We start from the raw sequence: 24,816 nt of genomic DNA on the forward strand, positions 1-24,816 counted from the left end.
GCTTAATCTTCCGACGAAGAACGACGGGGGAGTTCAAGTTTATGTTACGCTATTTCTCATTCTGGATGAGCGACGGTTCACCAGGAATATGCCAACACCAATGAGTAGACCGCCTGCCAATGCAAACCACTGAACGTGTTCTCTTAGTAAAATCCAACTCGATAATACACCAAAGAATGGTGCCAGAAACAGATACGAACTGGTTTGGGCTGGGTCACTATTCTGAAGCAGATAAAACCAGAGTGAGAACTGAATGATGGAGCAAACAAGCGTTAACCAGAGCAGCGCCATAACCGAAGTGGTATTGACCATAAAGTGAGGCTGTTCAGTCCATACGCTCAGCAGAAGCAACGCAGCACCTCCAGCAAGCATCTGATAGGCTGTTAAGACAAAAGTATCGTAGCCATTGCCCCAGCGTTTGATGAGCAATGTGGACACGGCAAAGGAGATCGCACCACCAAATCCAATCCAGGTTCCGGGGCTAAAGCTCATCTGCCATCCAAAAGTTAACATAATCCCGATGAAACCGAGTATAACACCGATCCACTGACTGAAACGGTAGGTCACTCTATATAAAAGAGCACTGAGGATAATGACCAGTAGCGGATTGGTAAACGTAATAATGGCGGATTCACCGGATGTAATCCAGTTCATGCTGTAGTAGGCGCAGCCCATCACTCCTGCGGATTGGAACAGACCAATGAGGATTATTTTCAACCAAGCCTGCCATCCAGTAGGCAAAGGACGTTTACGAAGGAACAACGCCATCAAGCCACCTGCCAGTATATAACGTATGCCCATGAGCAGGAAAGGTGGGGCATATAACATGCCGATCTTGCCAACTGGAAAAGAAGTACCCATGATTAGCGTTGTCAAAATGATCAATAGTGTATATTTCAATGGTTGTATGATCCGGGTATCTTTATCATGACTGGAGCTCATAACGTCTGTCCGCTATCTATAGTAATTAGTTGCCCGGTCATGGATTGCTGTTCCAGCGCAGCACAGATCATGTGTGCGATATCTTCAGGTGAGGCAATATGCTGTAATAACACTTCTCCACCAAGACGATACATTCGCTCCTCGTTTCCAGCCCACCACCTTGTAGCAACTGCGCCAGGGACGATAGCATTCACCCGAATGTGTGGTGAGAGTGCGTGCGCAAGTGATAAGGTCAGCCCATGAACTGCCGCTTTGGAGACGGCGTAAGGGAGGGAGGAGCCCGAGCCCGTACTGCCTGCGATACTGCCCAGATTTACGATAGAACCACCGCCAGCCTGTCTCATGCCTTCCGTCACTGCACGAGCGCAATGAAACATGCCTTTCACATTCACATCAACCAGCTCATTCCAGACGTCATCTGTAACAGACTCCAGATCGTGCATGGGGATATGGTGCGTGATGCCGGCGTTATTTACAAGTGCAGTGATCGGGCCATAGGTTTCAGTTATTGTAGTGACCATCCGCCGGACATCAAGATCATTGGCAACATTGGCTTGAACGGCGAATGCATGGCCTCCCGTATCCAAAATGTGTTGAACAGTCTCTCTTGCTGCATCTTGTGAGCGGGAATAGTTAACAGCGACTAAGGCTCCGCGTTCAGCGAGCAACTCACTTACAGCACGTCCTATACCTGTTCCACCACCTGTGATCAGAGCAACTCTATTTTTCCAGTATGTCATGCTGAACACTCCTTATCATCATCCAGTCAGATGACTGGTTTGGGATCTACATGAATTGTAGTCCGGTTTACACATGAAGTATAATGATTGGTAATGAAGCGGATATCATTTTGAATGATGTCAGAGTGGGGGGACCATGGAGAGCGGGGATCTTAGAATATTTCAGTGTGTTGCACAGGAAGGGAATCTGACCAAAGCGGCTTCTAAACTGGGGTATGTTCAATCAAACGTAACGGCACGAATCCGGCATCTGGAAGCAGAAGTAGGGACAACGTTGTTCATTCGTCATAACCGAGGCATGACGTTATCTCCAGCCGGAGAAATGTTGCTGACCTATGCAGATAAAATTATTGGTTTGCTGAATGATGCTTCCAAGGCGCTTCGGGCGACGAGCACACCATCGGGTCCAATGCGAATAGGGTCTACACAAACCGCGGCGGCCGTGCGACTACCTGAACTTTTCGTCAGATATTATAAACAGTATCCAGATGTCTCCTTGTCACTGGTTACTGGCAATTCGCAGATGCTTATGGATCAAGTGATTGGGTATGAATTGGAAGGGGCTTTCATTGGTTGTCCCTGTGATCACCCCGACATCATTTCTATTCCCGTATTTGATGAGGAACTATTTGTTGTCTATTCTGGTATGGGTCCTACGGATGAAGATCTTAAGAGTAAACCCATTCTTGTCTACAGCATGGGGTGTTCCTATCGTCAGGTTTTGGAGGAATGGTTAGAGGTGGGTGGTGTTACCCGCCCAGTAATTATGGAATTCGGAACCCTTGAAGCGATTATTAGTGGAGTTACGTCCGGTATGGGAATTTCCTTATTACCAGAGATTGTGATTAGGCATCAGATCGAAAATGGATTATTGCGCACGCATACACTCCCCGTAGGTATGAATCGCATGATGACTCATTTTATTACTCGCAAGGATGCCTTTGTCAGCAGTGCACTTCATGCATTTATGGCTATGTTACCGCGAGAGTATGATATGATAGAGAGTGGAGAACCATCAGAAGTGTAATTGTATTCAAGGCAAGGCAATCCGTTAAGGAAGTGATGAGCAATGGATTTATTTTCGTTTCAACAGGACTCAAAACCACAAGCTAGACTGCTCGCGGACCGCTTGCGGCCAGAGCATCTGGATGAATATATTGGACAGGAACATATTATTGGACCGGGGAAATTACTGCGGCGGGCCATCGAGGCTGATCAAATTTCGTCCATCTTGTTATACGGCCCTCCGGGATGTGGCAAGACAACCTTGGCACATATTATTTCTCAGCAAACGCAAGGACAGTTCGTACGTCTGAATGCAGTGGAAGCTTCCGTCAAGGATGTGCGTGAAGTCATCGAACAGGCGCAAACGAACAAACAGCTGTATGGAACCAAAACCATTCTGTTCCTCGACGAGGTACATCGGTTTAACAGTTCACGTCAGGATGCGCTATTGCCAGCGGTAGAGAAGGGCACGATTATTTTTATCGGCGCGACAACAGAGAATCCCTTTCATTATGTCAATGGGGCCTTGATGAGCCGTTCCACCCTGTTCCAGCTGGAATCGCTGAACAAGGAGCATTCGCTTATTGCAATGCGCAGAGCATTGAGTGATGCGGACAAAGGTCTGGGGTTCATGGAACTGCATGCGGACGACGAGGCGCTAGAGCATATTGCCACGATGGCCAACGGGGATATTCGGCGTGCGCTTAACGCACTTGAACTGGCTGCGTTGACCACGCCACCGGAGAAGGATGGGTCCATTCATATTACGCTTGGTGTAGCTGAAGAGTCTATTCGGCGCCCTATTGTGAAGGCAGATGAATCCACACAGTATGATGTGTTGTCTGCATTTCACAAGAGTATTCGGGGTTCCAGTGATGCGGCGCTGTTCTGGTTTCTATACGCTGTGGAGAAGCTCGGCATGGACCCGATGACCTTCATTCGGCGCCTGATTGCAGCAAGCAGTGAAGACATTGGACTTGCGAACCCCCAAGCCATGACCCAGGCAATTGGAGCACTTGATGCGTACCGGAATAACGGCTGGCCCGAAGCCAAGCTGAACATCGCACAAGCGATTTTGTTCGCGGTCGAAAGTCCGAAATCCAATGCGGTGTATACCGCCATTTCCAAAGCCATGAACGCAATTGATGAGGTAAAATCGGCAGAAGTTCCGCTTCACTTGCGAGATACGCATTACTCGGGTGCTGTAAAACTTGGACATGAGGGCTATCAATATCCGCACAATTACCCTGGGCATTATGTGAAACAAGAATATTTGCCAAAGCAGCTCTCACGGAGAGTATTCTATGAGGCCACGGAGCAGGGTAACGAATCGAAAATCAGGCTGAACCAACAGCGGCGCAGGGAATTTTAAGAACAGACAGATCATTCGGGAGATGCACACAACATGAAAGAGCTTTTGTATATAGGGGTGGGTGGATTTCTCGGTACAGTGACCCGATATGCCATACAGTTAGCGATACCAACTGTCCATGAGGGTTTCCCTTGGGCAGTGTTGCTAATCAATGCGGTGGGCAGTCTTTTTTTAGGTTGGTTCTTTACCATAGCTGTTCCAGGCAAAATAACACCACAACTTCGACTGGCGATTGGCACAGGTTTTACTGGCGCATTTACGACATTCTCCACGTTTACACTTGATATTGTTCGTTTATCGGAGGGTGGAGAGTGGGTCCATGCCGCTATTTATATGATCGTAAGTCTGTTGGCAGGGTTGTTGCTTTGTGCGCTGGGTATGAGCCTTGGACAGCGTATGTTGGGAGCACAAAGACAAGAGGGTGATGCCTCATGATCCTGTGGATTGGTTTTGCAGGTGTGCTGGGTGCGGTACTGCGTTACAGTCTGGGAAAATGGGTCTCTGGCTTGCTGGGAACGGCTTTTCCATGGGGAACATGGATCATCAACATCAGTGGTTCATTGTTGCTTGGGTTGTTATATGGGTGGCATCAATCTGCAATGATTTCAGATGGAATCTGGGTGGTGTGGGGAACCGGATTTTGTGGTGCGTACACCACGTTCTCTACCTTTGGTTATGAGACGTTAGGACTTATGGGTCGACTACGATACGCAAGCGCGGCGCTCTACGTTGTCAGTTCGGTTCTAGTTGGGGTATTGGCCGCCTGGGCAGGAGTCTGGTTGACTGCATAACGAACTATTTTTAATTTTTTTGCAAAAATAAGCAGGAAAAAAGCCATCCTTCATGGTATACATGAAAGACGGCTTTTTTAATAGGGATACACGGTATTGTGTATAATCCGCATTTTAATGGACAAGCTCTATTATTGCATTGCGGGTACAGGTACTTTTTGCACCTGATCGATCGTACCCCCACCCAGGCAGACCTCTCCGTCGTAGAAAACAACGGCTTGTCCTGGCGTAATGGCTTTTTGCTGCTGGTCAAATTGTACATCCACACTTCCATCTTCCTGCCAGGTCAATGTAACACCTTGATCCGGCTGACGATAGCGGAATTTGGCAGTACAACGGTATGGTACATTAGGCATGTGCTCTGCACCAGCAATCCAGTTCACACCCGTTGCGGTTAGACCTGTGGAGTACAGGCTTGCATGGGCATCGCCCTGAACAACAAGCAGTTGATTCTTCTCCAGGTTCTTGTCTGCAACGAACCAGGGTTCACCATTGCCGGAACCACCAATGCCAAGACCTTGGCGCTGTCCAAGGGTGTAGTACATCAGACCGTCGTGGCGACCTTTGACTTCACCGGTTGCGATATCAACCATGTCTCCGCCTTTGGCAGGCAGATAGTTACTCAGGAACTCTTTGAAATTACGCTCACCGATGAAGCAGACACCTGTGCTGTCTTTTTTCTTGGCAGTATACAAACCAGCCGCTTCTGCGATTTTGCGTACTTCCGGTTTGGGCAGATGACCAATCGGGAACATGGCTTTGGACAGCTGGTTCTGATTGAGTGCGTTAAGGAAATACGTTTGGTCCTTATTGTTGTCCACACCACGAAGCAACTTGAGTGTGCCATCTTCTTCAATCAGGCGAGCATAGTGTCCTGTAGCTACATAATCTGCGCCGAGATCCAGAGCTTTGTTCAGGAATTCACCAAATTTGATCTCACGATTACACATGACATCCGGATTTGGCGTGCGGCCCGACTTATATTCATCAAGGAAATAGGTAAATACTTTATCAAAATACTCTTTCTCGAAGTTGACAGTGTAGTAAGGAATGCCGATCTGTTCACATACGCGGCGTACATCCTCTGAATCTTCTTCAGCGGTACAGTGGCCGAACTCGTCGGTGTCATCCCAGTTTTTCATGAAAATGCCGATGACATCGTAACCTTGCTCTTTCAGGAGCAGTGCGGTAACGGAAGAATCGACACCTCCGGACATGCCAACGACGACCCGTGTATTTTCAATTGTTTTGGACATCGTTATCACCATTTCTATATATAAATGTGTTTCGTTTCTTATTCTAGCATAACCGGACTCAAGATACGATACACCCGGCCAATTTTGGATAGTGTCCACCACAGACGCACATTTTGGAATATCGTCAATCTTTCTTTTCCATAAAGCATGCAGATATGTTAACATTAGCTGAGGGTTATGATCGGAATACGGAGAATTAGAAGGTTAAAGATTAGTTCTATGAATCTCTGCTGTGGACAGATCGTGAAACAAAAGGTCGTGGACCACAGGATAAAATATAAAGTTTCCAATCGTTTCTGAAAATTGAAAGAGGTGACTCCTTTGAAAATATCGACAAAAGGCCGTTACGGCCTCACAATCATGATGGAGCTTGCTGCCAGAACAGGCGAAGGCCCTACATCACTTAAAAGCATTGCCGAGCGCAACCAGCTCTCGGAGCATTACCTGGAGCAACTGATTGCTCCACTACGTAATGCAGGACTGGTGAAAAGCATTAGAGGTGCATACGGCGGTTACATTCTCGCAGGAGATCCTGCAACGATGACTGCAGGCGATGTGATCCGTGTACTGGAAGGGCCAATCTCTCCAGTAGACTTCACAGAGGAAGATGATCCGGCGAAACGTGATCTGTGGTTGCGTATTCGTGACGGGATTGCGGAAGTGTTGGATTCCACAACACTGAAAGACCTGATTACCTTCCAGGATCAGGACAAAAAAGACAGCTACATGTTCTACATTTAAGATCATTAATTCGCATCACAGAAGATACAATAAAGCCCCCAACTTGGGGGCTTTAGACATGCCAATGGGTACTTTGTTCTGTTCTTCAATTTCTACGGATTATTTTAAATGAGCATGGCTATGTATTCAGCCGCGGGATTTACAAGATGGTCAAGTGTTAACTTAACTGGATAACTTGTAACTCAGCGACTTTTTAAGGTTTCTATATCAGCTTCCATGCGTAACTGACGGCGATTCAAAATATCAATGCTGTGCTGATGGGTATTCAATTCGGTAGTTACTTTGCGTTCAGAGGCAGAGTGGGAAGCGTCAAGACGTTTCGTAACGGTCAATGTTTCCAGAACAGCTTGTTGAAGAAGCGGAATGTTTTTAGTTTGTTCCTCAATGGCATTAAGTCTGTCATCGAAAGTGTCTAGTCTGCTCTCTACGGCACCGAGCCTCTCTTCCATAGCATCAAGCCGGTGGTCTATTTTTCCAAGATGTCCATCAATGCTGTCGAATCGTTTGTCCATTTGTTGAAGCTGATTCAGAATCTGCCCGAGAATGGGATCACTCATGTCTCTCTCTCCTTTTTGAAATGGATATAGAACATTATACACGAAGATGTGACAATAGAGCATCCGTTTCAGTTTCCAATTTTGACAGTTTGCCATGAGATAGAAATTTAACATATAACGGGGTGAAGATAAATGAAACGAATTTATTTGGATCACGCCGCATCGACACCTATGCATCCACAAGTCGCAGAAGCGATGATGAACGTCATGACAGGACAATTTGGCAATGCATCAAGTATCCATGCCTTTGGGCGTGAGGCCAAACGGACTGTCAGCGGAGCAAGGGATGTCATTGCGGCGTCTTTGGGCTGTTTCCCGGACGAACTGGTATTCACCGGAGGTGGCACGGAGAGCGACAATCTGGCAATCTTTGGAGCAGTCTCATCCAGGCAGGATAAGGGGAAACACGTCATTACGACCGCAATTGAGCACCATGCTGTCTTGCATACATGTCAGGAATTGGAGCGGCAAGGTTATGAAGTAACCTATCTATCTGTTGATCATTATGGACGAATAAATCTGGATGAGTTGCGAGAGGCCATTCGACCGGATACGGTGTTAATCACCATGATGTATGCCAACAATGAAGTAGGCACGATTCAGCCGATCCGCGAGGTGGGTGAGCTTGCCCGTCAGCATAATATCCTTTTCCATACCGATGCAGTTCAGGCTCTGGGCAGTCAGAATATTTCCTGTAAGGATCTGCCTGTGGATCTGATCAGCTTCTCTGCGCATAAAATCAACGGACCTCAGGGCGTGGGTGCACTCTATGTACGGCGAGGAATTGTGCTGGAAGCAAGAGCTCACGGTGGGTTGCAAGAGCGTCAGCGTCGCGCTGGTACGGAAAATATCGCAGGTATTACCGGATTTGCAGAGGCTCTCAAGATTGCATCAGCACAGACGGAGGCGCATCGCCAGCATGATTTGGAATTGCGTAAACTTTTGTTGGAACAGCTTGAAATTCATGTGGGTACGGAGCACTTTCACGTGAATGGACACCTGGAGCATACGCTGCCAAACATCCTGAATATCAGCTTTCCGGAAGTGTCCACAGAGACGATGTTAATGAATCTGGATATGGAAGGAATTGCTGTTGCAAGCGGTTCTGCCTGCACTTCCGGTTCACTTGAAGTCTCTCATGTGCTCAAAGCGATGAAATTGCCTGAAACATTTTTACACTCTGCGATTCGATTTAGCTGGGGATTGGGTAATACTACGGAAGAAATCATGATAACCGCCGAAAAAATTGGAACCATTCTTGGACGACTGCGTAATAGACCCTAAGGGGAACTTTACACATGGAACAGAAGGAGGGAAGAAGTTCCATTTCATCGGTTGGATAGAAGCGGTTTTGATGATCGGCGTCTGATTGCCACTCATCAACTTTGGGCATACCTAGCAATAGCGCCGCGCCTATTTAATGATAAGAAGATGAGGGGGACCCAGCGATGAAGCTTCAGGAAATGATCGGACTTGCCGTTTTTGATGTTGAGGACGGGAAGCAGGTCGGTAAAATCCAGGATTTCATTGTGAATGATGATTGGGAGATCGAAGGCATTGAGCTTGAGAACAAAGGTCTGTTTACCAATCATGTCAAAATCGTGCAGTGGCAAGATATCGTTGCCTACGGCGAAGATGCCGTCATGATCCGTAATCAACAGGCTGTCCGCAAGACGGGAGCCGACGACATAAAATACACGTACCTCCTCGGTCGGTCTAAATTGAAGGAGATGTCCGTGCTCACCGAAGAAGGTTTGCTGCTTGGGCGTGTCTCCGATGTTTATTTTGACCAAGAGTTGGGAAATACAATAATAGGGATTGAAATTACGGACGGTTTTGTGTCCGATCTGATCGAGGGCCGCAAATGGCTGCCATGTACAAGCGATATGTCCATCGGGGAAAGTGCCATTATGGTGCCGTCTCTGAGTGAACAACGCTTGGAAAATGCCATTCATTCTGTTAATGGATAGGTGAATGAATATGAAATGTCCAAACTGTAGTTCCAAAGATATCGGGAAAATTGGTTCCCACCAGTTTTATTGCTGGGGATGCTTTATCGAATTAACGGTGAACGGTGAGAAAATGTCTGTATATCAGGTGGAAGAAGACGGTACGCTGAGCTCTTTGGATGATTTGTTTTTCGGGGACGAGCTGCCACAAGACTTCCCTCATCTTCACGCTTCTTCTTAATAGGCAGGATAACTTCCTCTATATGCGGTTTCATGACAATGTCTGCCATGAGAGGCTGTCGATAATTGTTGGCAGATGTATATAGATGCGGTTACATAGTGGTTCGGCTGGTGTATGTATGATTATATGCTAACCCGTACTGCAAAATGCGCTTCCTTCTCTGATGAAGGAGGCGTTTTTTTTGGTTTAAGAAAAAATGTTCGGATTGCTCCTTTCCACTTCTGCGCTGTGTTAATAAATATTACCTTTCCTACATATACTGACTCTCAGAGCCAGTCCAAAAGGAGAGATGCAAGTGGAGCAATTAACCAAAAACAAGCTGTTCCGTTACGCGATCTGGCTGCTGCTCGGATTGATCATTTTATATTTTATATGGCTGCTGCGGCCTTTACTGCTTCACACATATGCGTTCCTGAAAACAGTGCTGGCACCCTTTATCGTAGCCCTTATCATATCCTATGTACTTAATCCGATTGTCAGCATGCTGGGAGGGCGCAAGGTGCCGCGTACAATTGCGGTTCTACTCATATATGCCTTTTTCCTGACCTGCCTCGGTGTCATTCTGATGAATGTCATTCCGGTATTGATTGAACAGCTGGGGGAACTCAACGAGCATATGCCGGAACTGTCCATGCGTGCACAGAGCCTGATGAACAATATGGATCACAAATTAATGCCGCCAAGTGTGCGAACAGGCATGAACAGTTGGTTTTTTCAGATGGAGGATCGACTAACTCAGGGAATTACCGTGTTAATGGACAATATCGGGGCGACCATTAATGTGTTATTCAATGTGTTTATCGTGCCATTTCTGATCTTTTATATGTTAAAAGACTTTGAGGTATTCGAGCGCACCATTGTGGCGTATCTTCCGCGTTCACGTCGAAAAGCGATTGTCTCGGTGATGAAAGAGATCGATACTGCACTGGGGAACTACATTCGGGGACAGTTTATTGTCTGTGTCATTGTTGGTATCTTTGCCTACATTGGTTATATCGTCATTGATATGCCGTATGCCCTGCTGCTTGCAAGCATTGTAGCTGTGTTTAACATTGTGCCCTACTTGGGGCCGTTCCTTGGAGCTGCTCCTGCTGTGGTCATGGCATCAACCGTATCGTTTAAAATGGTACTACTTGTTGTCATTGTGAACACACTGTGCCAGGTGTTGGAGAGTAACGTTATTTCTCCTCAGGTGGTGGGACGTACGTTGCATCTGCATCCACTGTCGATTATATTTGCGCTGCTCGTCGGAGGTGAATTGGCAGGCATTGTAGGTTTAATTCTGGCAGTACCTGTTTTTGCCGTACTGAAGGTGATTGTGCAGCACTTTTTCGCCTATTACATCAAACGAAGGACCGACTAAATAACAGGGTTAAAACATCAACGCGGCCGCGTTGACACCCGCTTGTGCTACCGATATAATGAGTGTGTATGTTGAGAACATGAAATCGATGATGAAATAAAGTACGCCGAGGGTTCCTTTCCTCAGAGAATAGACTTCTTCGGATCAGGGTGAGCCTGAACTGATGGCTGGAAGAGTCTTGAAAGATGAAGCGGCGGAAAGCTAATTTCGGAGTGCAGGACAACCCTGCCGGGAGCGACCGTTATTTCGCATGAACGAGGAGATTGTTTGTTTGTCCGGGCAGCAAGGGATAAACAGCAATAACCAGGGTGGTACCGCGATAACATCGTCCCTGATTATTCAGGGGCGTTTTTTGTGTTTATTTTTAAAAAATCAATGTTGACCAACCGGAGCGAATACGCAACGGACTATTATAATTTAATGGGGGCATCCAGTATGAAAGCCAGTGAAATCCGGTCCAAATGGATAGAATTTTTTGCAAGTAAAGGTCACAAAATCGAGCCGAGCGCATCGCTCGTGCCTCACAACGATCCTTCCCTTCTGTGGATCAATGCGGGTATGGCACCGCTCAAACCTTATTTTGACGGACGTGAGAAGCCAGAGAACCCGCGCCTTGCGAACTCCCAAAAATGTATCCGTACCAATGATATCGAGAATGTTGGTAAAACCCGTCGTCACCATACGTTCTTCGAAATGCTTGGCAACTTCTCTATTGGAGATTACTTCAAGGAAGAGACCGTAACATGGGCGTGGGAATTCTTGACCAGCAAAGAGTGGATCGGATTCGATCCGGAACGTCTTTCCGTAACGGTATATCCAGAAGATGAAGAAGCTTTCAAACTGTGGAACGAAAAAGTAGGACTGCCTGCTGAGCGTATCATTAAATTGGATGAAAACTTCTGGGATATCGGCGAAGGCCCATGTGGACCTTGTACCGAGATCTTCTATGATCGCGGCGAAGCTTACGGAAACGACATGAGTGATCCTGAAATGTATCCAGGTGGGGAAAACGAACGTTATCTGGAAGTATGGAACCTGGTATTCTCCCAGTTCAACCATAACAAAGATGGTAGCTACACACCGCTTCCTAACAAAAACATTGATACAGGTGCTGGTTTGGAGCGTTTTGCTTCCATTCTGCAAAATGTGGATTCCAACTTCGACACAGACCTGTTCCAACCGATGATTCAAAGAACAGCCGCTCTTGCGGGTGTGAAATATAACGACAGCGTCGAGATTGATGTTGCATTGAAAGTCATTGCCGATCATATCCGTACGGTTGCTTTTGCAGTAGGGGATGGCGTTCTGCCAAGTAATGAAGGACGCGGATATGTCATCCGTCGCTTGCTTCGCCGTGCAGTTCGCTATGGAAAAGTACTTGGACTTGACCGTCCATTCCTGTATGAATTGACAACAACCGTTGGTGAAGTGATGGGCATGTACTACCCTGAGGTAGTAGACAAACAGGAGTTCATCGCCAAAGTAATCAAAACCGAGGAAGAGCGTTTCCACGAAACACTCACAGATGGTCTGGCTATTCTGGCTGATATCAGCGGCACAGCCAAATCCGAAGGACGCACCGTTATTAGCGGACCTGAAGCTTTCAAACTGTATGATACGTACGGTTTCCCGTTTGACCTGACAGAAGATTATGCAGCAGAGCATGGTCTGACTGTGGACCGTGAAGGTTTTGATGCTTCCATGCAGAAACAACGTGAGCTTGGACGTGCTGGGCGCCAAGAGAACGAGAGCATGAAAGTTCAAGGCGGACCACTTGCTGACCTGGAGGTTAAAAGCGAGTTTGTTGGTTATACTGACCTGTTGACGGAAGCAAAAGTGGTAGCCATCGTAGCTGGTGACGCCCTTGTTGAATCTGTAGGCGAAGGACAGACGTGTCAGGTTGTTCTGGACAAGACTCCGTTCTACGCGGAAAGTGGCGGTCAAGTGAGTGATCAGGGCTTACTGCGAGGTGCTGGTGTAACAGCGAAAGTACAAGGTTTGTTCAAAGCTCCACTTGGACAACATGTACATCTGGTGAATGTGGAGTCTGGTGAACTGCGTGTAGGTGATGTGATCAACGCCGAAGTGGATTCAGCAAAACGTGGCGACATTATCAAAAACCATACGGCTACCCACTTGCTGCACAAGGCACTCAAAGATGTGCTCGGAACACACGTAAACCAGGCAGGATCGCTCGTAGAGCCACAACGTCTGCGGTTTGACTTCTCTCACTTCGGTAGTATTACGCCGGAAGAGTTGACAGAGATTGAACGTCAGGTGAATGAACAGATCTGGAATCGTCTGAACGTGAACATCGAACTGAAAGGTATTGATGAAGCCAAAGAAATGGGTGCCATGGCCCTGTTTGGCGAAAAATATGGAGATATTGTACGTGTTGTTCAAGTCGGAGACTACAGTTTGGAACTTTGTGGCGGCTGTCACGTAAATAATACTTCAGAGATCGGAATCTTCAAACTGGTGAGCGAGAGCGGAATTGGCTCCGGCGTACGCCGGATCGAAGCTGTAACTGGCCGCGGCGCATATCTGTATGTGGAAAGCCAGTTGGAACTGCTTAAACAATCAGCAGCACTGCTCAAAGCAAATGTGGCTGATGTACCTAAACGGATTGAAGGTCTGAATCAACAACTGAAAGAAGCAGCCAGAGAGACTGAATCCCTGCAAAGCAAGCTGAGTGCCATGGAAGCGGGTCAATTGACAGATCAAGTGGTACAAGCAGGAAATACACAGTTGCTGGCAACACGCGTAGATGCTCCGAACATGGATGCGCTGCGTACAGTGGCAGATGAGTTGAAAGTAAAATTGCCTAACGCGGTACTCGTATTGGGTGCTCCAGCGGACGGCAAAGTGAATTTTGTTGTAGCAGTACCTGCTGAACAAGTAAAACAAGGATTACACGCAGGCAAAATCGTCAAAGAAGTCGCAGCAGTATGCGGCGGCGGTGGCGGTGGACGTCCAGATATGGCGCAAGCCGGAGGTAAGGATGCGACCAAGCTGGATGAAGCGCTGAAACTGGCGGTTTCGCTGGTTAGCGGGCATAATGTATAAATCCATTGAGTGGCTTTCAATCGTCAAAAAATAAATCGAAATGGTTCTGTTCGTTTATTTTTTGTACCCGAGAGCGTGTGGAATCGAATGATGCAATATGCTGAAGCCAGTAAAGGACAAGCAAAAAACACAATTGCCTTATCCTTTGTTTACTTGTGGCAGTCAGAATATGTTATTATATAAACAGAAATCAATTCGGCAGGACATGGTCCCCATGTTCATGCAGGAGCGAGGTGTCATCAATGGACTCCATGGATAAGACGGTTAAATTTAATGTGAAAGGTGACGAACAGGAAGCATCATCCAAAGAGATTCTTCTCACGGTATATGATGCATTGGTCGATAAGGAGTATAATCCGATCAACCAGATTGTTGGGTATCTGATTTCTGGAGACCCGGCATACATTCCTCGTCACAACAACGCACGTAGTCTGGTCCGTAAAAAGGAGCGCGATGAGCTGATTGAAGAGCTTGTACGTTCCTATCTGGCCAATCACCGGTAATGTACGCCGCTTCCGCTGTGTTGCAGCCTTGCAGGCAGCGGGAAATGAACCGACAGAAGACAGCCTGAAGCTTGAGAAGGCGATTATTTGTAATCGACCTGAGCAGGCCCCAGGATGGGAGAGCATGGATGAAAATATTAGGTTTGGACTATGGGGACCGAAGAATCGGAGTTGCCGCGAGTGACGCCTTCGGTTGGACTGCCCAGGGATTGGAAGTGCTAGAACGCCGCCGTGATGAAGGCGAGTTCGCTCGGATTGCCGAACTTGTGCGTGAGCATGAGATAAGTGAGATCGTAGTCGGACTCCCCAAAAACATGAACGGCACCGTAGGACCGCGCGGTGAGATCTGCATTGCTTTTGCCGAACGCCTGCGGGATGAACTGAATTTACCTGTTCACCTTTGGGATGAACGGCTGACAACCATGGCAGCAGAACGTACGCTGATCGAAGCGGATGTCAGTCGGAAAAAACGCAAGCAGGTTGTGGACAAAATGGCCGCAAGCTTGATTTTGCAAAATTATTTGGATGCCAATAGTAGAAGGTGAGGGGGATCAACAATGGCTGAAGATCAACTGGGTATGGAAGAAGAAGCGGAAATTATTTACATTGCGGATGACGAGGGTAATGAAGAGGAATTTGAAGTCATCATGAAGTTTGAAGTAGATGGTTCGGAGGCCAAGTACATGATGGTTGCTCCGGTTGAACCTGAAGATGGCGAAACGGATGTATATGCATTCCGTTATGAAGAAGAGGGCGACGATATTAAACTTTTCGTCATCCAAGATGATGCCGAATGGGATATCGTCGAGGAGACGTTTAATACATTTCTTGCTGAAGATGAAGAGGAAGCGAACTAAATGACGGAATATAGCCGCAAAGACCTGAAATGGACAGATTCACTGCGTCTGGCATTCGGTGCTCATGTTGAGCTCGAGGAAGAGAACGGTAAATCACAACCGTATGACTTGTTGGCTGAGTTCGAAGTGAACGGTCAGCAGTACGCGGTGCTCCGCAGTTCGTTGCGACCTTATGACGAGGTTGAACTTTTGCGGGTATCACTTGGAAGTGAAGACCAGATCATGCCAGAGTTAGTTACGATCGACGATGATGATGAGTGGGAGAACATCTCGGAACTGTATGATGAGTGTACACTCCCCATTGACGAAGATTAAATCAGCTTCAAATTGAAGAAACCGGGAGGGCGGAGAAGTCCGCTCTTTTTGGTTGTGTAAAGGAGTTGTTTCTTATTTGAAAGGGAAAGCAATAGTAGTCATACTGCTTATCATTGTAGTTCTTGCCGGAGGCGCAGGCGGTTACGTATGGAGTATGATGCGTCCTGTAGAAGCATCTACAGAACCGGTCGTATTCGAGATTAAGAGCGGATCGGGAACTTCGAAAATCGCGGATCTGCTTCAAGAAGAAGGCCTCATTCGAAGCGGGTTAACCTTCAAAGGGTATTTAAAGTGGAAGAAACTAGGTTCTAATTTCATGGCGGGTACATATTCTATGAATCCTGGCGTGACATATGATGAGATTGTTAGCAAGCTGAGTAGTGGTGAAGTTGTACCGGAGGAAATGGTGAAATTTACGATTCCGGAGGGTTATAACGTTCTGCAAATGGCGGGTAAGCTTTCTTATGAGCATGTTGTAGATCGGGATGAATTCATCAAGCTGGCCAATGATCCTTCGGCCTTTGATGTAGATATCATCAAAGATATTCCAGTGGATGAAGAACTTCGCTACGTATTGGAAGGGTATCTATTCCCGGAGACGTATGAGCTGAAAAAGGGAAGTTCCACGCATGATGTGATGCAACGGATGCTGGAAGAATTCCAGACCAAGATTAATTCCATTCCTGATTTGGAAGCCAAGCTCCAGGAAAAGAACCTTTCCCTGCATGAACTGCTGACGATTGCGTCACTCGTGGAGAAAGAAGTTGTAGTGGACGAGGAACGTGCTCTGGTTGCAGGTGTAATCTACAATCGGATCAATCAGGATATGAAGCTGGAGATTGATGCTACCGTGCAATATCTGCTCGACAGACCGAAGGAACGATTGTTTTTCAAGGATCTAAAGGTGAAAAGTCCCTATAATACGTACCTGAACAAAGGCTTGCCACCCGGTCCAATTGCCAGTCCAAGTCTTCCGTCCATTGAGGCAGCGCTAAATCCGGAAGCTTCGGAGTATCTGTTCTATGTGACAAAAAAGGATGGCTCGTCTGGACATCTATTTGCCAAAACGTATAAGGAACACCAGCAAAATATAGCCAAAAGTAAGGCTGCGCAATAAGCGGAGGGGATTATATGAGTAAGAAACATGAACTGCTCGTTACAGCAGCGAATGTGAAAGAGGCAGAAGTGCTGCTTCAGGCGGGAGCAGATGCTTTGGTCATTGGAGATGATCGATTCGGCATGCGTCTTCCAGGAAGCTTTAGCGTGGAAGAGACAGCAGAGGTGGTTGCCATTGCAGCCAAACATCAGGCGCGTGTGTATGTATCCATGACTAATCTGATGTCCAACGAACTGTTGAAAGAATTGCCTGAATATGTTCAAGCACTTGGCAGAATCGGTATTGATGGTGTGGAGTTTAATGATCCATCCGTGCTGGCCACCATGAAGGAATACGCGCCACATGTGAAGCTGCACTGGAATGCGGAGATGACTTCAACGAACTATGCGACGGCCAACTATTGGGGAACCAAGGGAGCTAGTCGCGTTGTACTTGCCCGAGAGTTGAATATGGACGAGTTGACGGAAATGGTTCCTTTTTTGAAGGTGGAGGCTCAGGTTCAGGTGCATGGCATGACGAATATTTATCATTCCAAGCGCAGTCTGGTGCAAAGTTATATGGCTCATCAAGGGCGGCCGGTTGAGGGACATCTGGGTAAAGAACGGGGATTGTTCCTGATCGAGGCTGAACGCCGGGATGAGAAATTCCCGATCTACGAGGATATTAACGGTACACACATTATGAGCTCAGAGGATATATGTATCCTCGAAGATCTTCATCTGTTGATGGAGGCGGGTGTGCACAGTTTCAAAATCGAAGGTATCTTAAAATCACTTACCTACAATGAAGCTGTTGTACGTGCATATCGGACAGCGATTGACAGTTATATAGCCGATTCTGATGCATATGAGTTCTCTGAAGAGTGGCTCGCTGAGGTACGGAAGTTACAGGACCCTGAACGTGAATTATCGTTTGGATTTTTCTATAAAGAACAAGTGTATTAATAGACGAGGTGAACAGAATGGAAACAGTGGCGGTACAGCGGAAGTTCTCGGGTAAACGTAACCGTCTGGACAAACCGGAGCTGCTAGCTCCGGCGGGTAATCTGGAAAAACTGAAATTTGCGATCCATTACGGCGCAGATGCCGTATATATCGGTGGACAGGCCTATGGACTCCGTTCCAACGCGGATAACTTCAGCTTTGAAGAGATGCGTGAAGGTGTGGAGTTTGCCAAAAAGTATGGAGCCAAAGTGTTCGTAGCGACAAACATCTATGCACATAATGAGGATGTTGAGGGTATCGAAACATACCTGCAAAACCTCTATAAAGCGGGAATCTCTGCGATCATCGTAGCTGATCCGGCTATTATTGAAGTAGCCCTTCGTGCTGTGCCAGGCCTTGAGGTACATCTAAGTACTCAACAATCCACACTCAACTGGCAAGCCGTGAAGTTCTGGAAAGATGAAGGACTCCCGCGTGTTGTTCTCGGACGTGAGACCAGCTTCGAAGAGATTGAAGAGATCAAGGCAAATGTGGATATCGAAATTGAAGCCTTTATTCACGGGGCGATGTGTTCCTCGTATTCCGGACGTTGCGTGCTCTCCAATCACTTTACGGATCGGGACTCCAACCGGGGCGGCTGTTGCCAGTCTTGTCGCTGGAAGTATGATCTGTTCGAGGATGCGAGAGAAGATACGGTGTGGGTTAGCGAAGAGGACATGCAGATGAAGGCACCTGCGCCATTCAAACTGGGTGAGAATCAGCTTCCCCTGTTCCAGGAACAGGATAATTCATTCTCCATGGGATCTAAGGATCTGTGCATGATTGGCCATATTCCCGAGTTGATTGATGTGGGTGTGGACAGTTTCAAGATCGAAGGACGTATGAAATCGATCCACTACGTGGCAACTGTGGTTAATGTATACCGTCAAGCCATTGATGCCTATATGGCAGACCCGGAAAATTATGTTCTGAAACCTGAATGGGTTGAAGAATTGAACAAAGCGGCAAATCGTCCGTTGAATACCGGATTTTTCTATGACACACCAGACCATGAAGATCATATCTATGAACCGGAAGAAAAGGCTGTACCTTTTGACTTCGCTGGCTTGGTCATGGGGTATGATGCTGAAACAGGAATGGCAACCATTCAACAGCGCAATCACTTCAAACCAGGGCAGGAAATCGAATTTTTCGGTCCGGGAGGTCACTTTTTCAAACAGGTCGTCGGTGAAATACAGGATGAAGAAGGCAATGTTCTCGATGCAGCCCGTCACCCGTTGCAACTGATTAAAATGAAGGTAGATCAACCGGTTTCGTACTTCGATATGATGAGAAAAAAGAAGTAGGCTCAAATACCTATAATGTGTCAATATTGTATTATGATTTAACAAAATAGTGTTATGAATTTTAAATGGGGACCTCCGTTTATCGGCAGATGGGGGTCTTTTTTTTATAGAAAAATAGGAATAAAGTTGTAAAATATTTCTGGGAAGTGAAAGGGGAACGAAGAAAGCTGTCGAATACTACATATTTATAGGGGAGAGAAAGAAAAATCTAACAAGTAAATTACTGGCAGGTGAATGGGATTGGTTCAAAAGAAGCAGAAAGACAGTGGGGAGCAAGTGACAAAAGCCGAGCAGGTTAATCCTGAGAAGGTTCAGAAAGTGAAGAAAGAAAAAGTAGTCAAAAGCAAAACCTCAGGCAGTGGCAAAAGATTGTTTAAGATTGACCGCAGCAAGCTCAAGCTGGGCTGGATCAAGACTGATTGGGTGAAGAAACAATTTAGAAACCGGGATTGGAAAAACCTTGGAGGTTCTTCTTTCCAACAGATTAAGAAGGCAAATCCGGTTAAATCCGTAGGGGTTAAACTGTTCTTGATCTTTTTTGCGGGAATTATGATTTTTGTAGTAAGTTTAGGTCTATTATCCTATTCAAAAGCCAAGGGTACGATAGAGAAAAATGCCTCACGTGCCAATCAGGAGACCATTGATCAGACCAAACAAAAAATGGACATTATTTTGGAGAGATTTGTGGATACATCCACACAGATTTTCTTTGATCCAGAAATGCAGTCCTTGCTACAAAAAATGTCAGATCAAAATCTGACTGCGTACGATACATTCATAAACTCAAGTTCTATCAACAAGCAACTGTCCAATGTTGCATTTACAAATAAATCTATGGAAGCGATTTATTTGGTACCTACGGACGATACGAAGTCCGTTATGGGTACAGGTAGCAACAGTTCATCCATGGGCAACATTCGCCAGGAAACATGGTACAGTGAGTTGATTGAGGCGGGCGGTTATCGCTGGCTTCCAACAGAGGTCAAGGAAGATGGCTCAACCCCAACGTTTAAAATTGCACGTTCCATGAAAAACCTGCAGGGAACGACCCAGTCTTATGTTCTGGTTATTGAACTGAAACTGGAAGTTTTGGAGGAACAATTGAAATCGCTTGATCTGGGGCCAGGAGCTATTCTTCAACTGATTGCTCCGGATAATAAAGTGGTTGCATCCTCCATCTCGGATCGTACAGGACAAGATACAGAGCTTGCATTTGTCAAAGAGTTGACCGAACCAGCAGGTAGCACGAATACGGAGTATACGGTAGATGGCAAATCTACGGAAATGCTGGCTGTATACAGTACGATGGATACAGCCAATTGGAAACTGGTTGGTATGATACCTACCTCTGTTTTGGTTCAGGACGCAAAAGGCATTCTGACTCTGACCCTGTGGATGGCGCTGATTGATGCGGGGATTGCAGTATTGATCGGGATCTGGATGGTGCGTATGATCGCTCGTCCACTTGGCAGATTGAAAGACCTGATGCAGGAAGGTGCGAAAGGTAATCTTAAAGTTCGTACACCATATAGCTCCAAAGATGAAATTGGTCAGCTCTCATCTGCCTTCAATCTGATGATGGAGCAGATTACTAAGCTGGTTGAACAAACCAATCGTTCTGCGCAGGAAGTATTGGATACAGCCTCTGAGCTGAGCAGTGCATCCAAGAAAACGGCTGTATCTGCTTCGGAGATCGCTGTAGCTACAGAGGAGATCGCAGGCGGTGCAGGCAGTTTGGCAACCGAAGCGGAACGTGGTAATGAATTAACTGACAATATCTCTCGTCAGATGCAGAGTGTAATCGCTGCTAATGAACAGATGGGTGATTCTGCTCGTCATGTAGAGAAGTCCAGTCAGACAGGAACACAACATCTGAATCAGTTGATGACCAAAACCCAGAAGACAGAAGAAATGATTGGTGCACTGGTGAATAAGGTTGATTCGCTGAAAGAGAGCACATCCTCTGTTCTGAAAGTGCTTGAAGTGCTGCAAAACATAACGAAACAGACAAATATCCTTTCCCTGAATGCGACCATTGAAGCAGCACGTGCCGGTGCAGCCGGACGCGGATTCATGGTGGTGGCAGATGAGGTTCGTCAGCTTGCGGCTCAATCCAGACAATCCATTGAGATGGTTGGAGAGATCACAGACAAAATCATGACTGAAATGAATGAGACCGTGGATGCTTTGTCTGCAGCTTATCCATTATTCAAGGAACAGATGGATGCGGTTAAAGATACCAACGTCATCTTTGCTTCCGTACAGGAACAGATGGGTGCATTTGTGGAACGTCTGGGCATGGTGACAGGTTCTATTGGAGAATTAAGCCAATCCCAAGGTACGTTGTCTGAAGCCATGAGCAATGTCAGCGCTGTAGCTGAAGAATCTTCTGCAACGTCCCAAGAAGTAGCTTCCTTGAGCAGTGAACAGCAAAATATCAGTAACCAGCTGGTCAATCTATCTGGCAAACTGGAGAATGTGTCCACTGAACTGAAAGAAACCTTGTCACGCTTTACGGTGTAACAAGCCAAGGTTGAAATGAGGAGAACCTGCCCCGCACATGGGACAGGTTTTCTTTTTGTTTACCGGATAATCCCAAGTCATATCAGCAATAATATGGTCAAAACGACAAAAGGTGAGATTGGGATGCATCTCCTTGCGAAACGGCGAATCTATATAACTTGTATTCTTCTAACTCTTGTCTTTGGATTGCTTATATTGCGATTGGGATGGGTCCAGATCGTTCAGGTGAATCAGACGATGCCTGGATTACACCGAACGGTACGTGAAATGTCTGTATTGCAGCGTGAACGCGGGGTGATGCTTGACCCGGGGCGTGGACAATTTACGGATTACAAGGGTGAGGCGTTGACCGGTAAGCTGCAATGGGGGCTGGTTCTTTTTCCACAGGCAAGTCCATTAGAGAAATTACGCAAGCAAGGGGCATTAGAAGGCTCCGAGATGACACAGTTGGCAGCTATATTACATACCGATCTGGATCAATTGAAGAAGGAATGGAATCAGGAAAGTATACTTCATTTCTGGACAGCAGGTACACATCAACCTGTTCATTTGACCGCTGCCCAGGTGGAGCGTCTACGTAGTTTGCACCTGCAAGGAGCTGGCATTTATCCAATGATGACAAGGTATCTTCAGGGGCATACAGGAATGCAATGGATGGGTTATCTGGCTGAACAGCCTGAGTCCTCCAAAGTTCTAACTGGGCATCAGGATGAAGTGAAACAGCCATTTGCCATGAAATCAGGGGCAGCTGGACTGGAGAGGACACTTGAACCCCTATTAAGGGGAATTGGCCCTACGCTTGTATCACGCATGGTCTCGGGTGGTGGAGAGATTATCCCTGATATTCAGCCGCATGTCATTGCACCGACCAATAGCCATTATCCTTTACGTGTAGAAACCACAGTGGATGCTGAGTTACAGCGTGGGTTGGAGGAGTTGACGCAAGAATCTGGATTACAGGAAGGGGCCATTGTTGTGTTAGATGCCGCTAATGCAGATGTTCGCGCCATGATCTCCCGCCCTTTCTATCAGCCACAACATGTGAACCCTAAAGAATCGTCCTGGGGGAATCGTGCAGTACAGGGAGCCGTACCAGGTTCCATTTTCAAAATTGTCACTGCCGCTGCTGCTTTGGAGTATCATGCGGTTTCTAACGGAGAAGAATTCCATTGCGGTGGTGAGTACGGAAGATATGGGCTGTCTTGCTGGAAGGAGCATGGACATGGAGACCTGAATCTGGAGCAAGGATTCGCTGAGTCTTGCAACATCGTATTCGCGGAAACGGCGCGCAGGCTTAGTATGGAACAACTGGAGAACACGGCTGATCGTCTGGGACTCGCGCGTCCGATTGGATGGGAGGGGAAGCAGATGGCAGGAATGCCCGTGTTACGACACTTTGATCATGAGGATCAAGGGCGTGTGAGAACAGAGGCTGTTACTGATGCTGATGAAGGTGCGAAAATACAGACAGCAATCGGTCAGCGCGATGTCTTGGTCACACCGCTGCAAGCTGCCAATCTGATCGTTACATTGTTACATGATGGAAAGGTTAGTGCCCCACGTCTCGTTAAGCGCATCCGATATGCGGATGGTGGCACCATGCTGGAGATGCCCTTGCATGATTCACCTTCAGCATCAGGACAGATTGCTCCCGCAACAGCGCATAAACTGTTATCCTGGATGAATAAGGTAGTTCGTGAGGGAACAGGAAAATCCCTGCAGCGTGCACGGTGGCATGTTGCAGGGAAATCAGGTACAGCTCAGGTACAGAAACATGGAGAGAAGCGCAACAATCAATGGTTCATTGGTTATGGACCGGTAGAACAACCCAAATATGCTGTAGCTGTTCTTGTTCAAAATGTCTCTCCTGGCAGCCAACATCAGGCGACGGCTCTCTTCAGGAAGGTGATGGACTACTTGGCTGAGTCCTCATGATTCTTCGCAGAAACGGGACGTTGTACAGTAGATTCGGCAGAATTCGATGAGGCCTTATTCACAGGTGGGTCCATCACTAATGGAGAGGACTCAAATTCATCTTTTGGCAGGTGAATCCACTTTTGCAGGTACCCTTGTTGTAACAGTTCTTTCAGAAGGATCAGGAGCACTGGAGATAACACTACACCAGCCAGGCCAAAGATCGAAAGCGAGATCAGCATAAACGAAAGCATCAAGTACGCCGAAGATACACCAATCGAGTTACCCGATATTTTCGGTTCCAGCAACTGCCGTGTCAGCATCGTCACTGCCAGAATCACAATCAGGCCAATCGCCAGGCTGCTATTGCCAATAATGAATAAGTAGACGATCCATGGAATAAACACAACAGGAACGCCAAGCAATGGTACCAGATCAAAAACCGCACAGACTGCTGCAATGGTAAAGGCATTAGAGGTTCCCAAAATCAACAAACCTGCATAAATCAATACAAATGTAATGAGCATCATGATCATCTGTGCCTTCAGATACGAGCGGATTGTCTTGAACACGTGATTACGCATGAATTCAATAGCTAACTTTAATGTTTTGGGCGTTTTCGCACGGGCGAACTTGCGCCAGGATTCAATCTCGATACTGAGGAAAAATGCCAGAATAATCGCAATTCCGAAGTTCGTAATAAACGAAGAGAATGAACTGAGGAAACCTACGACGAATTGCGCGCCGCTAGTTACCCATTTGGACAGGAACCCGGTCAGTGTTGCAAAATAATCATTCGCTTTTTCCATAACTCCATCAGGGAGAGCGTCTGACTTGTCCTGAATGAATAACACCAGATTGGTGAATTCACGTTGTATCATTTCAATGTATACAGGGAAATTATCTTGAAGATTGGAAATTTGTGAAATGATAATCAAGCCTACCCCAAAAAAGGCAGCGACAATTAATGCAAGAAACAACAAGACGGAGATGGCGGCTCCAAGTGTCTTGGGCAATCCTTTGCGATGTAAAAATTTGGCCAGCGGTTCAATCATCCAATACACAATGAATGATAGAAAGACCGGTGCAGCCACATGGTATAATTGACTGAAACCGTACATGATCACATACACGGTTAATACGAGCAACGCGATGTCAAAGACGGTTCGCCCGTATTTTTTGTAAAGCGGTAGCATGGACATGGCTCCTTTGATGGCAATAATTAGATTGTATTTATTGTACACGATAGCTATCTTTTTGGGAAAACAGGATTC

The 24,816-nt window shown here is 46.7% G+C and carries 24 protein-coding genes; 19 read left to right on the plus strand and 5 right to left on the minus strand.

Annotated elements, in window-relative coordinates; all coding sequences use genetic code 11:
* Positions 1-39 precede the first annotated feature (39 nt).
* Complete coding sequence (locus QF041_RS27475; RefSeq protein WP_307416363.1) at positions 40-942, minus strand: DMT family transporter; 903 nt, start codon at positions 940-942, stop codon at positions 40-42.
* Positions 939-1,682 carry an SDR family NAD(P)-dependent oxidoreductase gene (locus QF041_RS27480; RefSeq protein WP_307416364.1) on the minus strand — a complete coding sequence of 248 codons (744 nt, stop codon included), beginning with the start codon at positions 1,680-1,682 and terminating at the stop codon, positions 939-941. The genes QF041_RS27475 and QF041_RS27480 overlap by 4 nt, the downstream gene beginning before the upstream one ends.
* 136 nt (positions 1,683-1,818) lie before the next feature.
* Between QF041_RS27480 and QF041_RS27485 the strand changes: the two genes are divergently transcribed.
* From QF041_RS27485 to crcB (QF041_RS27500), 4 genes are read left to right on the plus strand one after another with little or no spacing between them, the layout of a single operon-like run.
* Entirely contained in the window at positions 1,819-2,709 is an 891-nt protein-coding gene (locus tag QF041_RS27485; RefSeq protein ID WP_307416365.1) for a LysR family transcriptional regulator, read from the plus strand.
* Between the two features lie 42 nt (positions 2,710-2,751).
* The gene (locus QF041_RS27490; protein ID WP_307416366.1) at positions 2,752-4,059 is read left to right on the plus strand and encodes a replication-associated recombination protein A; all 1,308 of its coding nucleotides are present in this window, start codon (positions 2,752-2,754) and stop codon (positions 4,057-4,059) included.
* A 33-nt stretch (positions 4,060-4,092) separates the two neighbouring features.
* Positions 4,093-4,494, plus strand: a complete 402-nt coding sequence (gene crcB, locus QF041_RS27495) for a fluoride efflux transporter CrcB (RefSeq protein WP_307416367.1) — start codon at positions 4,093-4,095, stop codon at positions 4,492-4,494.
* On the plus strand, positions 4,491-4,850 hold the full coding sequence (gene crcB / locus QF041_RS27500; protein WP_307416368.1) for a fluoride efflux transporter CrcB: 360 nt from the start codon (positions 4,491-4,493) through the stop codon (positions 4,848-4,850). Before crcB (QF041_RS27495) ends, crcB (QF041_RS27500) begins: the two co-directional genes overlap by 4 nt.
* A gap of 131 nt (positions 4,851-4,981) precedes the next feature.
* Here crcB (QF041_RS27500) and mnmA read toward each other — a convergent pair whose 3' ends face one another.
* Positions 4,982-6,106 carry a tRNA 2-thiouridine(34) synthase MnmA gene (gene mnmA, locus QF041_RS27505; protein ID WP_036616942.1) on the minus strand — a complete coding sequence of 375 codons (1,125 nt, stop codon included), beginning with the start codon at positions 6,104-6,106 and terminating at the stop codon, positions 4,982-4,984.
* Between the two features lie 321 nt (positions 6,107-6,427).
* Here mnmA and cymR point away from each other — a divergent pair, with 321 nt between their 5' ends.
* Positions 6,428-6,847 carry a cysteine metabolism transcriptional regulator CymR gene (gene cymR, locus QF041_RS27510; RefSeq protein WP_307416369.1) on the plus strand — a complete coding sequence of 140 codons (420 nt, stop codon included), beginning with the start codon at positions 6,428-6,430 and terminating at the stop codon, positions 6,845-6,847.
* Between the two features lie 182 nt (positions 6,848-7,029).
* Here cymR and QF041_RS27515 read toward each other — a convergent pair whose 3' ends face one another.
* The gene (locus QF041_RS27515) at positions 7,030-7,404 is read right to left on the minus strand and encodes a hypothetical protein (protein WP_307416370.1); all 375 of its coding nucleotides are present in this window, start codon (positions 7,402-7,404) and stop codon (positions 7,030-7,032) included.
* Between the two features lie 132 nt (positions 7,405-7,536).
* Between QF041_RS27515 and QF041_RS27520 the strand changes: the two genes are divergently transcribed.
* The 14 genes from QF041_RS27520 to QF041_RS27585 all read left to right on the plus strand — a co-directional run bounded on the left by QF041_RS27520 (position 7,537) and on the right by QF041_RS27585 (position 23,563).
* Positions 7,537-8,688, plus strand: a complete 1,152-nt coding sequence (locus tag QF041_RS27520; RefSeq protein ID WP_307416371.1) for a cysteine desulfurase family protein — start codon at positions 7,537-7,539, stop codon at positions 8,686-8,688.
* Between the two features lie 164 nt (positions 8,689-8,852).
* A complete protein-coding gene (locus tag QF041_RS27525) occupies positions 8,853-9,374 on the plus strand; it encodes a PRC-barrel domain-containing protein (protein ID WP_017686814.1) in 522 nt (173 codons plus the stop codon).
* Between the two features lie 10 nt (positions 9,375-9,384).
* Entirely contained in the window at positions 9,385-9,594 is a 210-nt protein-coding gene (locus QF041_RS27530) for a hypothetical protein (protein ID WP_017686815.1), read from the plus strand.
* A 295-nt stretch (positions 9,595-9,889) separates the two neighbouring features.
* The gene (locus tag QF041_RS27535; RefSeq protein ID WP_307416372.1) at positions 9,890-10,957 is read left to right on the plus strand and encodes an AI-2E family transporter; all 1,068 of its coding nucleotides are present in this window, start codon (positions 9,890-9,892) and stop codon (positions 10,955-10,957) included.
* Positions 10,958-11,392: 435 nt separating this feature from the next.
* Entirely contained in the window at positions 11,393-14,023 is a 2,631-nt protein-coding gene (gene alaS, locus QF041_RS27540; RefSeq protein WP_307416373.1) for an alanine--tRNA ligase, read from the plus strand.
* 242 nt (positions 14,024-14,265) lie between these two features.
* The gene (locus tag QF041_RS27545) at positions 14,266-14,526 is read left to right on the plus strand and encodes an IreB family regulatory phosphoprotein (protein ID WP_036616950.1); all 261 of its coding nucleotides are present in this window, start codon (positions 14,266-14,268) and stop codon (positions 14,524-14,526) included.
* Positions 14,527-14,654: 128 nt separating this feature from the next.
* The gene (gene ruvX / locus QF041_RS27550; RefSeq protein WP_062835871.1) at positions 14,655-15,071 is read left to right on the plus strand and encodes a Holliday junction resolvase RuvX; all 417 of its coding nucleotides are present in this window, start codon (positions 14,655-14,657) and stop codon (positions 15,069-15,071) included.
* Positions 15,072-15,083: 12 nt separating this feature from the next.
* Positions 15,084-15,383, plus strand: coding sequence for a DUF1292 domain-containing protein (locus QF041_RS27555; RefSeq protein ID WP_017686820.1), 300 nt, complete (start codon positions 15,084-15,086; stop codon positions 15,381-15,383).
* Positions 15,384-15,698: a DUF1292 domain-containing protein gene (locus tag QF041_RS27560; RefSeq protein ID WP_307416374.1), complete on the plus strand. Its 315-nt coding sequence runs from the start codon at positions 15,384-15,386 to the stop codon at positions 15,696-15,698. It begins immediately after the preceding gene.
* 76 nt (positions 15,699-15,774) lie between these two features.
* Positions 15,775-16,815 carry an endolytic transglycosylase MltG gene (gene mltG, locus QF041_RS27565; RefSeq protein ID WP_307416375.1) on the plus strand — a complete coding sequence of 347 codons (1,041 nt, stop codon included), beginning with the start codon at positions 15,775-15,777 and terminating at the stop codon, positions 16,813-16,815.
* A gap of 14 nt (positions 16,816-16,829) precedes the next feature.
* Positions 16,830-17,759, plus strand: a complete 930-nt coding sequence (locus tag QF041_RS27570; protein ID WP_307416376.1) for a peptidase U32 family protein — start codon at positions 16,830-16,832, stop codon at positions 17,757-17,759.
* Positions 17,760-17,776: 17 nt separating this feature from the next.
* A complete protein-coding gene (locus QF041_RS27575) occupies positions 17,777-19,105 on the plus strand; it encodes a peptidase U32 family protein (RefSeq protein WP_307416377.1) in 1,329 nt (442 codons plus the stop codon).
* A gap of 234 nt (positions 19,106-19,339) precedes the next feature.
* The gene (locus QF041_RS27580) at positions 19,340-21,628 is read left to right on the plus strand and encodes a methyl-accepting chemotaxis protein (protein WP_307416378.1); all 2,289 of its coding nucleotides are present in this window, start codon (positions 19,340-19,342) and stop codon (positions 21,626-21,628) included.
* A gap of 195 nt (positions 21,629-21,823) precedes the next feature.
* On the plus strand, positions 21,824-23,563 hold the full coding sequence (locus QF041_RS27585; protein ID WP_307416379.1) for a peptidoglycan D,D-transpeptidase FtsI family protein: 1,740 nt from the start codon (positions 21,824-21,826) through the stop codon (positions 23,561-23,563).
* Here QF041_RS27585 and QF041_RS27590 read toward each other — a convergent pair.
* On the minus strand, positions 23,542-24,738 hold the full coding sequence (locus QF041_RS27590) for an AI-2E family transporter (RefSeq protein WP_307416380.1): 1,197 nt from the start codon (positions 24,736-24,738) through the stop codon (positions 23,542-23,544). The genes QF041_RS27585 and QF041_RS27590 overlap by 22 nt on opposite strands.
* Between the last annotated feature and the right edge of the window lie 78 nt (positions 24,739-24,816).

This window comes from Paenibacillus sp. W2I17, assembly GCF_030815985.1.
Classification (GTDB): Bacteria; Bacillota; Bacilli; order Paenibacillales; family Paenibacillaceae; genus Paenibacillus.

Excerpts from the sequence above, each read along its gene's own strand:
- QF041_RS27475 (WP_307416363.1), bottom strand. The coding sequence starts at position 942 with ATGAGCTCCAGTCATGATAAAGATACCCGGATCATACAACCATTGAAA.
- QF041_RS27480 (WP_307416364.1), bottom strand. The coding sequence starts at position 1,682 with ATGACATACTGGAAAAATAGAGTTGCTCTGATCACAGGTGGTGGAACA.
- QF041_RS27485 (WP_307416365.1), top strand. The coding sequence starts at position 1,819 with ATGGAGAGCGGGGATCTTAGAATATTTCAGTGTGTTGCACAGGAAGGG.
- QF041_RS27490 (WP_307416366.1), top strand. The coding sequence starts at position 2,752 with ATGGATTTATTTTCGTTTCAACAGGACTCAAAACCACAAGCTAGACTG.
- crcB (WP_307416367.1), top strand. The coding sequence starts at position 4,093 with ATGAAAGAGCTTTTGTATATAGGGGTGGGTGGATTTCTCGGTACAGTG.
- crcB (WP_307416368.1), top strand. The coding sequence starts at position 4,491 with ATGATCCTGTGGATTGGTTTTGCAGGTGTGCTGGGTGCGGTACTGCGT.
- mnmA (WP_036616942.1), bottom strand. The coding sequence starts at position 6,106 with ATGTCCAAAACAATTGAAAATACACGGGTCGTCGTTGGCATGTCCGGA.
- QF041_RS27515 (WP_307416370.1), bottom strand. The coding sequence starts at position 7,404 with ATGAGTGATCCCATTCTCGGGCAGATTCTGAATCAGCTTCAACAAATG.
- QF041_RS27520 (WP_307416371.1), top strand. The coding sequence starts at position 7,537 with ATGAAACGAATTTATTTGGATCACGCCGCATCGACACCTATGCATCCA.
- QF041_RS27525 (WP_017686814.1), top strand. The coding sequence starts at position 8,853 with ATGAAGCTTCAGGAAATGATCGGACTTGCCGTTTTTGATGTTGAGGAC.
- QF041_RS27530 (WP_017686815.1), top strand. The coding sequence starts at position 9,385 with ATGAAATGTCCAAACTGTAGTTCCAAAGATATCGGGAAAATTGGTTCC.
- alaS (WP_307416373.1), top strand. The coding sequence starts at position 11,393 with ATGAAAGCCAGTGAAATCCGGTCCAAATGGATAGAATTTTTTGCAAGT.
- QF041_RS27545 (WP_036616950.1), top strand. The coding sequence starts at position 14,266 with ATGGACTCCATGGATAAGACGGTTAAATTTAATGTGAAAGGTGACGAA.
- ruvX (WP_062835871.1), top strand. The coding sequence starts at position 14,655 with ATGAAAATATTAGGTTTGGACTATGGGGACCGAAGAATCGGAGTTGCC.
- QF041_RS27555 (WP_017686820.1), top strand. The coding sequence starts at position 15,084 with ATGGCTGAAGATCAACTGGGTATGGAAGAAGAAGCGGAAATTATTTAC.
- QF041_RS27560 (WP_307416374.1), top strand. The coding sequence starts at position 15,384 with ATGACGGAATATAGCCGCAAAGACCTGAAATGGACAGATTCACTGCGT.
- QF041_RS27570 (WP_307416376.1), top strand. The coding sequence starts at position 16,830 with ATGAGTAAGAAACATGAACTGCTCGTTACAGCAGCGAATGTGAAAGAG.
- QF041_RS27575 (WP_307416377.1), top strand. The coding sequence starts at position 17,777 with ATGGAAACAGTGGCGGTACAGCGGAAGTTCTCGGGTAAACGTAACCGT.
- QF041_RS27580 (WP_307416378.1), top strand. The coding sequence starts at position 19,340 with ATGGGATTGGTTCAAAAGAAGCAGAAAGACAGTGGGGAGCAAGTGACA.
- QF041_RS27590 (WP_307416380.1), bottom strand. The coding sequence starts at position 24,738 with ATGCTACCGCTTTACAAAAAATACGGGCGAACCGTCTTTGACATCGCG.